At 53.8% G+C, this 14,704-nt stretch carries 4 protein-coding genes, 12 tRNA genes and 1 rRNA gene; 3 read left to right on the top strand and 14 right to left on the bottom strand.

What is annotated here, in order from left to right:
• Nucleotides 1-49 precede the first annotated feature (49 nt).
• Nucleotides 50-2,842, bottom strand: a complete 2,793-nt coding sequence (ppc, locus tag WMW72_RS08060; RefSeq protein ID WP_341414917.1) for a phosphoenolpyruvate carboxylase — start codon at nt 2,840-2,842, stop codon at nt 50-52.
• 204 nt (nt 2,843-3,046) lie between these two features.
• Between ppc and WMW72_RS08055 the strand changes: the two genes are divergently transcribed.
• The 3 genes from WMW72_RS08055 to WMW72_RS08045 all read left to right on the top strand — a co-directional run bounded on the left by WMW72_RS08055 (nt 3,047) and on the right by WMW72_RS08045 (nt 12,774).
• Nucleotides 3,047-5,785, top strand: a complete 2,739-nt coding sequence (locus WMW72_RS08055; protein ID WP_341414916.1) for a CHASE3 domain-containing protein — start codon at nt 3,047-3,049, stop codon at nt 5,783-5,785.
• A 269-nt stretch (nt 5,786-6,054) separates the two neighbouring features.
• Complete coding sequence (locus tag WMW72_RS08050) at nt 6,055-6,876, top strand: SDR family oxidoreductase (protein ID WP_341414915.1); 822 nt, start codon at nt 6,055-6,057, stop codon at nt 6,874-6,876.
• A gap of 165 nt (nt 6,877-7,041) precedes the next feature.
• On the top strand, nt 7,042-12,774 hold the full coding sequence (locus WMW72_RS08045; protein ID WP_341414914.1) for a choice-of-anchor I family protein: 5,733 nt from the start codon (nt 7,042-7,044) through the stop codon (nt 12,772-12,774).
• 114 nt (nt 12,775-12,888) lie between these two features.
• Here WMW72_RS08045 and WMW72_RS08040 read toward each other — a convergent pair.
• From WMW72_RS08040 to rrf, 13 genes are all read right to left on the bottom strand, one after another.
• Nucleotides 12,889-12,962 (bottom strand) — tRNA-Gly (locus WMW72_RS08040).
• Nucleotides 12,963-12,972: 10 nt separating this feature from the next.
• Nucleotides 12,973-13,049 (bottom strand) — tRNA-Pro (locus tag WMW72_RS08035).
• Between the two features lie 20 nt (nt 13,050-13,069).
• Nucleotides 13,070-13,146, bottom strand: a tRNA-Arg gene (locus WMW72_RS08030).
• 6 nt (nt 13,147-13,152) lie between these two features.
• Nucleotides 13,153-13,227: transfer RNA gene (locus tag WMW72_RS08025), tRNA-Gly, on the bottom strand.
• Nucleotides 13,228-13,911: 684 nt separating this feature from the next.
• Nucleotides 13,912-13,991 (bottom strand) — tRNA-Leu (locus WMW72_RS08020).
• Nucleotides 13,992-13,998: 7 nt separating this feature from the next.
• A tRNA-Lys gene (locus WMW72_RS08015) sits at nt 13,999-14,071 on the bottom strand.
• A 4-nt stretch (nt 14,072-14,075) separates the two neighbouring features.
• Nucleotides 14,076-14,150: transfer RNA gene (locus tag WMW72_RS08010), tRNA-Gln, on the bottom strand.
• A 7-nt stretch (nt 14,151-14,157) separates the two neighbouring features.
• Nucleotides 14,158-14,233, bottom strand: a tRNA-Thr gene (locus WMW72_RS08005).
• Between the two features lie 13 nt (nt 14,234-14,246).
• Nucleotides 14,247-14,322 (bottom strand) — tRNA-Val (locus WMW72_RS08000).
• Between the two features lie 4 nt (nt 14,323-14,326).
• A tRNA-Glu gene (locus WMW72_RS07995) sits at nt 14,327-14,401 on the bottom strand.
• A 4-nt stretch (nt 14,402-14,405) separates the two neighbouring features.
• Nucleotides 14,406-14,481: transfer RNA gene (locus tag WMW72_RS07990), tRNA-Thr, on the bottom strand.
• Nucleotides 14,482-14,484: 3 nt separating this feature from the next.
• Nucleotides 14,485-14,560: transfer RNA gene (locus tag WMW72_RS07985), tRNA-Asn, on the bottom strand.
• Nucleotides 14,561-14,580: 20 nt separating this feature from the next.
• Nucleotides 14,581-14,697: ribosomal RNA gene (rrf, locus tag WMW72_RS07980) — 5S ribosomal RNA — on the bottom strand.
• Nucleotides 14,698-14,704 lie beyond the last annotated feature (7 nt).

The following is a 14,704-nucleotide window of genomic DNA, read 5'->3' as shown; positions in this document are numbered from 1 at the left end:
GGCTGTTCACGCCGTCCTAGGAGGAACTCGGTGTCCGATCCGCTTGGGATCAGCCCGTATTCCGGAGTCCTGCGGCAATCCCGTTGATCGTCAGCAGCACTTCGCGGAGCAGCAGCGGATCGTCTTCGCCGCCTTCATCACGCGAGGAGCGCAGCTCGGATAACAGATCAACCTGCATGTAGGACAGTGGGTCCACATAAGGATTCCGTAACCGGATCGATTCCTGGATGACTGGCACATTGTCCAAAATTTCCTGCTGACCGGTAATTTGCAGAATCAGCTCGGAGGTTTTGCGGTACTCATCCTCGATCAATTGATAGATCCGGGTCGCCACACTTTGGTCGTGAATCATGCTGCCGTATTCCTTGGCGATCAGCAGATCCGCCTTGGCGAGCGCCATCTGCAGGTTATCGATCAGCCCGCGGAAGAACGACCAGTTGCTGTACATGTCCTTCATCACTTCGAGATGCTGAGGATTATCTTGGTAGTAGCTGCCAAGACCTGTTCCTGCTGCATACCAAGCCGGGAGCAAGTATCGGCACTGCGTCCACGCGAATACCCAAGGGATAGCCCGCAGATCCTCGAACCGATCGCTGTTCTTCCGCTTGGAAGGACGGGAACCGATATTCAGCTCGCCGATTTCCGGCAGCGGTGTCGATTCTTTGAAGAAGGTCATAAAGTCCGCATCGCGGAAGATCAGATCCTGATACTTCTGCTGCGCCCGCTCAGAAATCCCGCGCATGATCGCTTCGTATTCCTCTTCGGAAGCATCCACCTGAGGATTACGCGCCATGAGTGCGCTCGTGATCAGAGCCGACGTCGCCTGCTCCAGACTGCGGTACGCGATACCCTTGATCGAGTAGCGCGAGGAGAGAACCTCGCCCTGCTCGGTGATCTTGATGCCGCCGCCGACCGTATCGGCCGGTTGGGCCAGAATGCTGCGGTTCAGCGGCATGCCGCCGCGACCCAGCGCCCCGCCGCGGCCATGGAAGAACTTCAGGCGCACATCATACTTCTTGGCCGTAGCGGTGATGCTGCGAAGGGCCATCCGAAGCTCCCAGTTCGCCGTAATTACGCCGCCATCCTTGTTGCTGTCGGAGTAGCCAAGCATAATTTCCTGCAGGTTGTTCGTGCTGTCCAGACTTCTGCGGTAGGCTGGAATCTGATACAGCGTCGCCATAATCTCAGGAGCAGCGTGAAGATCATCGATCGTTTCGAAGAGCGGCACGGATTGCAGCGTGCAGGTGACCGAGCCGTCCGGACCTTGCAGATACAGTCCCGCTTCCTTAGCAAATACGAGCACTTCCAGCAGATCGCTGGCGCCCTGAGTCATGCTAATCAGGTAGCTGGAGATACAGCCGCGGCCAAATTCCACCTGTGCCTTCTGAACGACACGGTACACGTTCAGACACTCCTGCGTAGACTCACTGTAAGCAATATAAGGCGAAGTAATCGGACGCGGGTCATTCAGGAGCGAAGTCAGCAGCGTGATCTTTTCTTCTTCTCCAAGGGCCGCATAGTTCTCGGTAATGCTCATGCCGGACAGTACTTCCGTCATAGCTGCCTCATGCTCCTTGCTGTGCTGGCGTACGTCCAGCGAAGCGAGGTGGAAGCCGAACAGCTCGACCTGGCGAATCAGCTTCTGCACATAAGCATCCGCGATAAAATCGGCGAAGTGGTTGCGCAGGCTCCGTTCAATAATATGCAGATCAGCCATGAATTGCTCAGGACCGGTATATTTTTTCTTATCCGATGCGGACGGATTGCCCGTATTGCGGATTTTCTCCAACATAAAACGAACCTTAATCCGGTAAGGCTCCTTCTCGTTGCGCCAGCTCTCGTCCAGCGTCAGCTCCACATTCGCCCGATCCTCTTCAATGGAATCCAGCAGCTCCTGCGTCACCTCAACGATATTCTTGCTGAAGCTCATATGGCCCAGCAGCGCGTTAAGCTCTTCCTCATACTTGGTCAGTGCCAGATTACGGTGCAGCTCGAGGGTCTGCCAGGTGATGTCCGAAGTGACAGACGGATTGCCGTCCCGGTCTCCGCCGATCCACGAACCGAACTTCAAGAACGTCGGTACATGCCATTTTTCCTCCGGATAGTATTTGAGCAGACAGCGCTCCAGCTCCTGATACACCTGAGGCAGCACGTCGAACAGCGTCTCGTCGAAGTAATACAGTCCGTTGTTGACTTCATCGATAACCGTCGGCTTCCGGTCTCTCAGCTCGTCCGTCTGCCACAAGGTGATCACTTCGCCCAGCAGCTTCTCACGCAATTGCTCGCGCTCACGGAACGTCAGGTTCGGGTTGTCCAATTCGGCTACGTCGCGGGCGATGCGCTGATGAATGTCCAGCACGGCGCGACGGGTTGCCTCGGTTGGATGTGCAGTCATCACAAGCTCCAGCGAAATGCCGGAAATCATCTCCTGCACTTCCCCGGACGAAATATTCAAGCTCTTCAGTTCACGGATTACATCCTCAATCGAACCGGGTTGAACATTCTCACCAGCCGAGCGCTCGTAGTCCCGCTTGCGGCGGATACGGTGATTTTGCTCCGCTATATTGATAAGTTGGAAGTAAATAGCGAACGCCCGCACCACCTGGTGGCGAATCTCAGGGGCAAGGCCTCCCACCGTCTCTTTCAGCTCGGCGTACATCTCTGGTGTGTACTGGGCACGCAATGTTTTACTCATCTCTCTAATTTTCTCTACGATGGTAAACAGCGAGTTGCCGCCTTGATGAATCAATACTTCACCCAGAATATGCCCCAGAAAGCGGACATCTCTGCGCAGCAAATTGTTGGACGTGTTTTTGTTACTGTTCGTACTTGAGTCCGTCATGGTTCTCCTCCATCCATCTACATCCATCTACATGCAACTACATGCAAGGTCATAGCCACTATTTTACCACATCCCCCCGCGACGATGTACCCCATTTATGCGCTAAAGCGAAAAAAACATCTTACTCCGATTTGAATTGCCGCCTCCTGGGGGAAAAGTTACAATAGAAGAAGTCTGTCCTTTAGTTGGAGGAGGAGCCTTACTGTGGGTAAGAATAGAACTTTTGGAATACGCGCCAAAATTGGACTCGGGTACATCGCATTACTGCTATGCTTGGCTATTACGGCCTTTTTACTGATCAATCGCATGTATGCGCTGCAGCAGGAGCTGCGTCATATCGTCGATCATGATCTGGAGGTGCATAATCTGTCCAACCGGCTTGAGAAGCATATGCTGGATATGGAGACCGGCCAGCGAGGCTTTGTCATTACAGGAAAATCAAGCTATCTGGAGCCTTACAACAACGGCAAAAATACATGGCAGAAGGACTACAACGACCTTCGCGCCCGGATGGGAGATACCCCGTCCCAGCTGCAGAAGCTGGAGGATATCCGGGATCTGATCCAGACCTGGATCCGGACGGCTGGCGACGCGACCATTAATCTGAAGGAATCGAATGACGCCGCCGGACTTGCGAAGTTCTATGAATCCGATCCGGGCAAGCGGTACATGGACAAGCTGCGTATCCAGATGGAGGAATTCCGTTCGACCGAGAAGCTGTTCACTCAGAACCGCGTAGAAACGCTGGAAACCCTTAACCGCTGGATTCAGACCCAAATTTATCTGCTCATCACTGCGGCCATCATACTCTCTTGCATTGTAACCCTGGTCGTTTCCGGCTCCATCGTCGGCACCATCAACCGTGTATCGGCTACGATCCGCTCGCTTACGCTCTCGGAAGGACAGATCGGCACCCGGATTACCGTAAGCACGAAGGATGAAGTGCGCGAGCTGGCTGAATCCACCAACGGCCTGCTGGAACGCATGGAACGCCGCAACTGGATCAAAACCCAGTCAGCCGAATTTGCAGGCTCCTATCAAGGTCAGGCCAACATCCGCAGCCTCGCCGAGGCCTTTATCCAGAGACTGGCTCATACTCTTAATCTGCCCTACGGCATCGTCTACATACGCCAACCGGGACGGGTAAGCCCAACTTATGCACCGGCGGCTGCTTATGCCGCCGAAGGCGAATTATCTTCCAGACCGTCCTACCGTGCCGGCGAAGGTCTCATCGGCCAAGCGGCGCTGGACCTGCGGATGATATCGCTAAGCGAGCTGCCCGATGCTCATGTTCGGATTTCGTCCGGCCTTGGGGACAGTCTGCCACGCCATCTGCTGCTCGTTCCTGTTCCGCATGAGAACGAAGTGGTCGCCATCGTGGAACTAGCCGCCTTCCAGCCTTTCGGGGACACGGAGCTGGAGCTGCTGGAGCAGCTTCGGGAGAACCTCGGAGCGGCGATCCAGGGCGTGCTGGATAATATGGAGCTGCAGCGTCTCTACCAGGAATCCCAGGCTATGACCGAGGAACTACAGGTGCAGGCCGAGGAACTACAGACCCAGGCGGAAGAGCTCCAGACGCAGCAGGAGGAGCTGATCGCCTCCAATGACTCGCTCCGACAGTCTGAGGACCGTCTGATCTGGCAGAAGCAGACGCTGGAGCTGCAGAAGGAAGAGATGGCTTCCATCTCCAAGTATAAATCCGAATTTATGGCCAATATGTCCCACGAGCTGCGGACGCCTCTCAATAGCATGCTCATTTTGTCCCAATTGCTTGCCGAGAATAAAGAAGGCAACCTGACCGGGAAGCAGATCGAGTTCGCACAGACGATCAACGTGTCCGGCAGCGATCTCCTGAGACTGATCAATGAGATTCTCGATCTGTCCAAGGTCGAGGCCGGCAAGATGGAGCTTCAGTTGGAGCATTACGCCTTGGAAGATTTGAAGGAATCGCTGGAACGCAGCTTCCAGCCGATAGCAGAGAAGAAAGGCTTGCAATTCCGCATTCAGGCCGCATCCGGCTTGCCCGATGCACTCTTCACAGACGGACACCGGTTACAGCAGATTTTGCGCAATCTGCTCTCCAATGCTTTCAAGTTTACCCATAGAGGCAGCATTACGCTGCAGATCGACCGACCGGCCACACCTCTGTACGGGACGGATGGTCATCCGGTGTCCGGCCTCTGTTTCTCGGTTATAGATACAGGTATCGGCATCCCGCCGGAGAAGCTCGACGTTATCTTCGAGGCCTTCCAGCAGCTGGACGGGACGACCAGCCGCAAATACGGCGGCACAGGTCTCGGGCTTACAATCAGCCGGGAGATGGCAAGACTACTGAGCGGAACGCTCCAGGTACAAAGCACACAAGGAAGGGGAAGCCAGTTTATCCTAACGATTCCGGAGCAGCTTGGCGACGAGGCATCGATCTATTTGAATCCAGCCGATACGGAAGCGGCGGCGGCGGTGACTGACGGGGACACAGCCGAGCGGAAAGCCTGGGGACAGGATAAGCTGGACCCCCTTCCCGCTCCTGCAGTGCTTGGTGATGCTGCATTCGAACCGGCCAGCTTGCGTGGGAGAACCGTACTTCTCGTAGAAGATGATATCCGCAACGTGTTCGCTCTCTCCACCTACCTAGAGAAGCTCGAACTTACCATCTTATACGCAGAGACGGGCCTGGAGGCCCTAGACCAGCTTGAGCGTCATCCGGATGTCGATCTGGTGATCATGGATATCATGATGCCGGAGCTAGACGGCTTCGAGACCATGCGGCGTATCCGCCATCAGCTACGCTTCCAGCAGCTTCCGATTATCGCGCTTTCCGCCAAAGCCATGAAGGAGGATCAGCGGAAATGTATGGAAGCCGGCGCTTCTGCCTATATGAACAAGCCTGTTGATCTGCAAAAGCTGTACAGCCACTTAACCTATTGGCTGGAGTTATCCTAGTCTTAACTTTATTCGAGTAAGAAAATCAGACCTCGGGACGATGCGTTCCGGGGTTTTCGATTCGGCTTCTTTGGGAACCAAGTCGTCTCTCGCTGTCCTCGCATGCACAAGCTTACGTCCTCAGCCGGTTGTTTGGGGAGAATTTGAGGTGGGTAATACACCGGTAAGCAGCCAGTCAGCAGGAGAATAGCGGCGTTATGCATGCAATCTGCTCTTCCGTCAAAACCTAAAACCTACAACTAACAACAATTCCAAGGGAGGCTTCTGATATGGATCAGCCTAACACTCAAGCAGATCCGGTCCGGGATCGGCGGTTAGACGGGAAAATCGCTTTCATTACAGGAGGCGGATCGGGGATCGGACGCGCCACCGCTCTATTGATGGCCAGACACGGAGCTAAGGTCGGCTTCGTGGGGCGAACCCGGGACGAGCTGGAGGAGGTTCAGCACGAGATCGAGCGCGGCGGCGGCGAGGCTCTGGCGCTTGTGGCTGACATTTCATCCCCTGAGGCTATCGAAGCAGCGATTCAACAAACCGCAGCCAGATGGGGCAAGCTCGATATCGTATTTGCCAATGCGGGTATTAACGGCGTGCTGGCACCGATCGAGGACATGCAGGTCAGCGACTGGGAAAAGGTCATCGGGATCAATCTCAAGGGGACCTTTCTGACGGTGAAGTACGCCATCCCGTTACTCAAGACGCATGGCGGCAGCGTGATCATCACCAGTTCCATCAACGGCAACCGGGTATTCTCCAACTTCGGCTTCAGCGCATACAGCACGTCCAAGGCCGGACAGGTCGCTTTCATGAAGATGGCCGCACTGGAGCTGGCCCCATTCAAAATCCGCGTCAATGCTATCTGTCCGGGAGCGATCGAAACCAAGATTGGTGAGAACACCCGACACACGCCGGAGCTGGAGAAGATCCAGATTCCCGTTGAATTCCCTGAGGGCAGTCAGCCGCTTGAGGATGGCCCGGGATCTGCCCAGCAGGTCGCTCAGCTCGCTTTGTTCTTAGGCTCCGACGACTCTTCTCATATCACGGGAACTGACATTTATATCGATGGCGCCGAGTCTCTGATCCGCGGCTAAATTCCTTCACCTAGCTCCGCACTCCCCCTCCTTGGCTCACGGGAATGCGGGGCTTGTTTATCTTCCGGACTTTACGATAAAAACATATAACCACGGCATGCGCTTAACACTCCCCACTTACAATGGACAAGATCATCTATATAAAAAGAGGGAGTGAGTTCAGGCTTGAATAAGAAAAGAAGAACGATCGTTTCCCTGCTGCTCGCCAGCGAACTGATCGCAAGCTCTTTGCTGGCTATTGTACCCGTCCGCGCAGCCGAATCGGTAAATCCGGGTACGCCTTATACGGCGGACGGCAGCTATGATGTGACGGTACCCCATGTCTTCATCAATCAGATCTATGGCGGAGGATTAGAAGCCGATCCCGATACGCCTGTATCCCACGGATTTATCGAGCTTTACAATCCTACAGAACAGGATGTTCCATTGAATCAGTGGTCCCTCCATTACGCCTACAACGACAAGAAATCCTCCACTAATCCACAAGGAACCACGACCGACTGGAAGTCGCTCAACCTGACTGGCACGATCAAGGCACACTCCTCCTATCTGATTACAGGCAAGCCGACTGGCGCTTTGACAAAGAATCAGAAGATCGATCTCACAAGCAAAAGCGACCAGACCCTAGATGAGTCCATCTATAATAAGGCCATGAAGGTTGCTCTGATGAGCAATCAGGCAACGCTTACGCTGGCTCAGCCTTTTTCCCCGACCTCCAAGCCCGCGGGCTACATAGACCTGGTAGGGGTAGCTGACAATGATTCTGAAAGCGTGATCGACGGCTACGAAGCTGCTTTCCCTACAGGCAAAACGGAAGGCAAATCGAAGAAAAAGGGGATCGTCCGTAAAGCCTTAACCGACACGGATAACAATAAAGCCGACTTCCAGCAAATCGACTACAGCAGTGCAGATGCGGCCACCCTGCTCGCCAAGGGACCACGCGGCAGCATCGACGGCTCATGGCCGCTTGGGGCGCTCGGCATCTCGACGGACAAGCTGGCCGATGCCTATGAGGGCAGCAGCTACTCGGTTACTGCAGCCGCTTATGGCGGCAAGCCGCCTTATCGTTTTCAAGCCGAGGGACTGCCTACGGGTCTGTCGATAGATGCTGCCAGCGGCAACGTAAGCGGTGTGCCTGCAACAGGTACAGCAGGCTCCGCAGCCGTCACGGTGGTTGTCTATGACAGTGCGCAGCCTGAGGCCCGTGCCAGCCGCTCGCTGACATTGGCTGTCAAGCCGCCCAAGCCTGTTTTGACGCCAGACACCTTGAACATTCAAAAAATCGGTCAATACCAGGTAGGCGCATCCAATAAGGATGGCGGCGTTGCGGAGATTGTCAAATATAACAAGGACAATGGCAAGCTGTATGTCGTCAGCGGCTCCAGTGTGCCCCCAAGTCTGGATATCGTCCCACTGACCGGTGGCGGTACCTTGTCCAAGGAAAAATCCGTTCTGGTCAAAGACCTGTCCGAGCGTGACGGGTTCATCTTCGGAGATTTGACCAGTGTCGATGTGAACACCGCCACCAAGCGTGTAGCGGTCGCTATCCAACATGCCGACTCCATGAAGAACGGTAAAATTTTGCTGCTCGATTATGACGGTGCTCTTATCCAGTCTTATGAAGCCGGGGTTCAGCCGGATATGGTCAAGTTTACCTCCGATGGCCGGTATATCCTGACGGCCGATGAGGCAGAGCCTCGTCTGGGCAACCAAGACCCTGAGGGCAGCGTCACCATCGTAGATACGGTTAAGGGTGAATCGGTCCAAGTGAAATTTGACGACCCTAGTGTCATCGATGATGCCGTTCACATCCGGGGGACTGCCGACCCAGTCAGCGGCCTGATCAAGGGAAGCGGTACGAAATCCGATGCCGTGCGTGATCTGGAACCGGAATATATCGCGCTTTCCTCCGACGAGAGCAAGGCTTATGTAGCCCTGCAGGAGAATAACGCCATCGCGATCGTGGATATCGCCGCCAAGAAGGTAATGGCAGTTAAAGGTCTTGGCTACAAGGACTTTAATAGCGCCAAGAACGCCCTGGACATCGTGAAGGATGGCCAGATCAAACTGGAGAACGTTCCTTTCTACGGCATGTATATGCCGGACGGCATTGCCACGCATACGATTCAAGGCAAAACCTATCTCTTCACAGCCAATGAAGGGGATGCTACCGATTGGCCTGGCTACAAGAATGCAACGAAAATCGGCAAGCTCAAAGCGGAACTGAATTCGGAATCTGCAGCAGCTCAATTCCTGCAAGGAAAAACGCAGTATGATGAATTAGAAGTCGCCAGCGATATGAGTAAGGATGGCGTGTATCTGTACGGAGGACGCTCCTTCTCGATCTGGAATCCCGATACCATGACGCAGGTTTATGACAGCGGCAGCGATTTCGAACGAATCACCGGTGAACGCCTGCCGGATTATTTCAATGCCAGCAACAGCAAGAATGAGAAGGATGACCGCAGCACCAAAAAAGGCCCTGAGCCGGAATACGTCGCCGTAGGCGAAGTCGGCAGCAAGGTACTGGCTTTTGTCGGCCTGGAGCGCATCGGCGGCGTCATGACTTACGATGTAACGAATCCGTCCGAGCCCGTATTTGTCAATTACTTGAATACACGAGACTTTACAGCAGGTCTGAACACGGACACAGGACCGGAAGGTCTTGAGTTTATCCCGGCGGCAGACAGTCCTACTGGCTCCCCAATTCTGCTGGTAGCCAACGAAGTGGGCGGCACGATCGCCGTTCTTGAACTGAAGACGCCTAAGGTACAGCTTGACCGCAAGGAACTCACGCTTCGTGCAGGCGATGCATCCGTGAAGCTGACGGCCACGGCAGATGGCGGCTCAGAAGGCCTGAGCTGGAGCTCGTCCAACCCGGCTATAGCCAAAGTCGACAATCAAGGCAATGTGACGCCTGTAGCTAGCGGAAAAGCCGTCATCACCGTCCGCACAGCCGATGGCTACGGACAAGCTCAAGCGAACGTGACCGTTTCCGGACCATGGAAGCTGACGGTCATGCATACGAACGATACCCATGCCCATCTGGCGGATGTAGCGCGCCGGACCACGCTCGTGAAGCAGGTTCGTCAAGAAGCCGGCAATAGCCTGCTGCTGGATGCAGGCGATGTCTTCTCCGGGGATTTGTATTTCACCAAGTGGAAGGGGCAAGCGGATCTTGCCTTCATGAACCTGATGGGCTACGATGCCATGACGTTTGGCAATCACGAATTCGACCAAGGCACGCAGACGCTGGCAGACTTTATCAGCCAGGCTAAGTTCCCGCTCCTGAGCTCGAACATCGACTTTAGCGCTGACAGCAAGATCAGTCCTCTGCTGAGGAAACCTACAGTGATCGATACACAGAAGCCTAAGTCAACCGCTAATTCCGGTGTCTATCCCTATATCGTAATGGACGTTAACGGCAAGAAGGTTGCCGTATTCGGCCTTACGACAGAGGATACCAAGGAAACATCCAGCCCGGGCAAGGATGTTCTCTTCAATCCAGCTGCTGAATCGGCAGCTAAGACCGTGCAAGCGATTAAAGGTGAAGGCATTCAAATCATCATTGCCCTGTCCCACCTGGGGTATAACCGTGACCGTGAGCTCGCTGCCGCCGTACCGGGCATCGACGTTATCGTAGGCGGACATACCCATACGAAGCTGGATGAGCCTGTCGTGATCTCCGGCAATCCATCTGAGCCTACTGTCATCGTGCAAGCCAATGAGTGGGGCAAGTACCTCGGCCGCCTGGACGTCACATTCGATGAGCAAGGCGTCGTTCAGACAGGACAAGGCCAGCTCCAGGGCAAGCTTATTACCGTAGACGATAAAGTTGCTGAAGACCCCGAAGCCAAGAGCATGCTGCAGCCTTACAAGGCCGAGCTCGAGCTGCTGAAGCAGCAGGAAATCGGCAAAACAACCGTGCTGCTGGACGGTGTGCGCGAGAATGTGCGGTCCAAAGAAACGAACCTGGGCAACTTTATCGCTGACGGCATGCTAATTAAAGCCAAGGCGCTCAAAAACGCCGATATCGCCATCATGAACGGCGGGGGCATCCGTGATTCCATCCAGCAAGGGGTCATCACGATGGGGGCGTTGCGTACGGTAATGCCATTCGGCAACACGCTCTATGTGCTGGATGTAACAGGCAAGCAGCTGAAGGAAGGGCTCGAGAACGGCGTCAGCGGCGCCAAATCCAAGGACCTCCCAGGCAAGTTCCCACAGATTGCCGGCATGACCTTCAAATGGGACCCTGCACAGCCTGCAGGCAGCAAGGTATTTGACGTCATGATTAAGCAAGGCGAGCAATTCGTTCCGCTGCAGCTCAATGCGACTTACAGGCTGGCTACGAATAGCTTTGTCGCCAATGGCGGGGATGGCTATGCTTCCTTCGCTGACGCAGTAGCGAGCGGAGCCTATCACGAGGATCTGGGGTACCCGGACTATGAGAATTTCATCGACTATGTGAACTCGCTGGGCGGTACGATCTCTCCTGCGGTACAAGGCCGGATTATCGAGACATCCAAGCCAAGTACCGAGAGCGGCTCGGACAGCGATAGCGATACAGGAAACACTGGTAACTCTAGCCCGGCAGCTCCAGGAGAATCATCCGGATCGAAGCCATCCGGCAATTCAGAATCCAACACGATTCAACTGCCAGCAGACGCCCTACAAATCAAAGAAAGCAAGAACAGCGAGGGTCAGACGGTCAAGTCTGTCACTGTTAACGCTGATAGCTTGAGGGCTGCATTGGCTCAAGCGGTTGGTGGCTCTGGAGGCGGATCTGTACCGTCTCAGGTCGCGATCAACGTTCCGACAAGCGGTGGAGCTGCCCAAGTGACCTTGCCGGGTGAGGTACTTGCTGCTAATGGGAGCTCAAGTAACCAAACCATCATATCAATCCGTACCGAGACGGCCAGCTATGAGCTGCCGCTTCATATCTTGAATGCAGCCGGTACCGGCTTAGGAGGCTCTAGTCCATCCAGCGTTCAAGTCGAGATTACACCGGCTGCAGGTTCACTGCTGCAAAGCCTTCAACAAAGCGTCAACGGATTGAATGGCGCTACACTGGTGGGTAATCAAGCTATTGACTTCCAAGTGAAGGTTACCGTCAACGGGCAGACCAAGAACTTGACTGATTTCGGTAAAGCCTATGTGAGCCGCACGATCCAACTGCCTTCAACAGGCAATTGGCTGAATGCCACAGGCGTTATGTATGATCCGAAAACGGGCGAGTTCCAATTCGTCCCTGGCGATGCCAAGACGGTGAACGGCCAGCCGGCCTTCGAACTGAAGCGCCCAGGCAATAGTGTATACGCCGTGTTAATGCATACCAAGAACTTCGCCGATCTGAACGGCCACTGGTCGCAGAATGACGTGGAGAAGATGGCTTCCAAGCTGATCGTCCGTGGTGTTAGCGACGACCGGTACGCACCGGATCAAACAGTCACCCGAGCGGAATTCACAGTACTGGTCGTGCGCAGCCTTGGTCTGACAGCTAGCGGCGATGCCTCCGCCTTCAAGGACGTCCCTGCCGCTTCCTGGTACGCCGGAGCTGTCGGCACTGCAGCCCGCCTCGGCCTTGTCGAAGGCAAGGAAGCTGCCTCATTTGCACCTGATGCCCAAATTACACGCGCTGAGATGGCCGTGCTCATCACACGCGCCATGCAGTTCGCTGGAGTTGCCACATCCGCAGCAGGCAAGGATGGTCTGACCAGCTTCAAGGATGCTTCCTCCATCCCACAGTGGGCTTCCACCCAAGCTGCGTGGCTTGCGGACAAGGGAATTATGCAAGGTGATTCGGACGCGAGATTCGCGCCTGCTGACCCTGCTACACGAGCTCAAGCGGCCGTGACTCTGCTTCGTACGCTAAAGAAGGCAGGCTTTGTAAACTAATTGCTGGCCAACACAAAAGCCCGGTTTCTCTCCAGATTGGAGGAACCGGGCTTTTGTGCATGTTTAAGAGAAATAAAAAAACCTTGATTTCTCAAGGTTTGACTGTTGTGTGTTTGGAGCGGGTGATGGGAATCGAACCCACGCTATTAGCTTGGAAGGCTAAAGTTCTACCATTGAACTACACCCGCAATATAAAGATGGTCGGGACGACACGATTTGAACATGCGACCCCCTGGTCCCAAACCAGGTGCTCTACCAAGCTGAGCTACGTCCCGATAAAACAATTAAAACTAAATGGCGTGCCCTGAGAGATTCGAACTCCCGACCTTTTGATTCGTAGTCAAACGCTCTATCCAGCTGAGCTAAGGGCACAAAATATGGAGCGGAAGACGGGAATCGAACCCGCGACCCTCGCCTTGGCAAGGCGATGCTCTACCGCTGAGCCACTTCCGCACGGTACTAACTTCGCTAACTTGTTTGTCCAATTCGTTTTAGCGACAAGTGTTATAATATCACTTACTAACTCGAATTGCAAGCCTATTTCAAAAAAAATTTCAAAAATTATTTCGCACTCTTTTTTAAAGGCATTTCTGTCTGAAAACACGGTTGCGATCGAAGTATTCTCTATCAAATATTAACCCTTATTGAGCGTCTGTTGCCCCTTCACCTTAGAAAAGCTATATGGAGATATTTCCGGTCAATCGATAAAGGATCAAAATAGACTTAGGTACACATAGTTTAAAGATGCATTCAGAGGCCAACAAATGCTCCTCACGCCTCGCAGTGCGATCAGATCGCCTCTTATACGGCTGCCAAGTTAATAGAACCGACAGACCATCCTGACGAGTCTACACCGTCTAATGGACAGTTCTATACATTCTTAGGGCAAGCATCCGTTAGGCCATTTGTTAGCTGTAAGAAGAAATTAAACGCTCAGAAGGCATAATAGGCATATTCTAAGACTCTATTAGACTTTCATAGGATTACCTTTAGACAAACATAACTACACCCAGCAGAGCCTAAATTGATTCGTTTAACACGAAGAAAGTTTCCTATGAAGCTTGCTTTACCTTCGTTGTTTTAGCTGCACAAATAAAAATAAGAAAATCCCCTTATTTAAGGGGATTTTCTATGTACTGCGCGTAGAGGGACTTGAACCCCCACGGTCTCCCGCCAGATCCTAAGTCTGGTGCGTCTGCCAATTCCGCCATACGCGCATAAACGTGAGCCATGTAGGACTCGAACCTACGACACCCTGATTAAAAGTCAGGTGCTCTACCAACTGAGCTAATGGCTCGCAATGGCTGGGGATCTAGGATTCGAACCTAGGGGTGACGGAGTCAAAGTCCGTTGCCTTACCGCTTGGCTAATCCCCATTATTGCTGGTGCCGTCGAGAGGACTTGAACCCCCAACCTACTGATTACAAGTCAGTTGCTCTACCAGTTGAGCTACAACGGCATATAAAATTAGGTGGTGGAGGCTGACGGGATCGAACCGCCGACCCTCTGCTTGTAAGGCAGATGCTCTCCCAGCTGAGCTAAGCCTCCATGTTGGTGACCCGTAGGGGATTCGAACCCCTGTTACCTCCGTGAAAGGGAGGTGTCTTAACCCCTTGACCAACGGGCCGTACTGGAGCTTCCAACCGGAATCGAACCGGTGACCTCATCCTTACCATGGATGCACTCTACCTACTGAGCTATGGAAGCAAATGGCTCCCCGAACAGGACTCGAACCTGTGACAACTCGATTAACAGTCGAGTGCTCTACCAACTGAGCTATCAGGGAATATGAAGTTAAAAGAATCGGCTTGGCGACGTTCTACTCTCCCAGGACCCTGCGGTCCAAGTACCATCGACGCTGGAAGGCTTAACGTTCGTGTTCGGGATGGGTACGCGTGGTTCCCTTCCGCCATCATCACCAAACCGGATT

This window comes from Paenibacillus filicis, assembly GCF_038070315.1.
GTDB classification, from domain to species: Bacteria; Bacillota; Bacilli; order Paenibacillales; family NBRC-103111; genus Paenibacillus_G; species Paenibacillus_G filicis.
This window is presented reverse-complemented; position numbering and strand designations above follow the sequence as displayed.

Excerpts from the sequence above, each read along its gene's own strand:
- ppc (WP_341414917.1), bottom strand. The coding sequence starts at position 2,842 with ATGACGGACTCAAGTACGAACAGTAACAAAAACACGTCCAACAATTTG.
- WMW72_RS08050 (WP_341414915.1), top strand. The coding sequence starts at position 6,055 with ATGGATCAGCCTAACACTCAAGCAGATCCGGTCCGGGATCGGCGGTTA.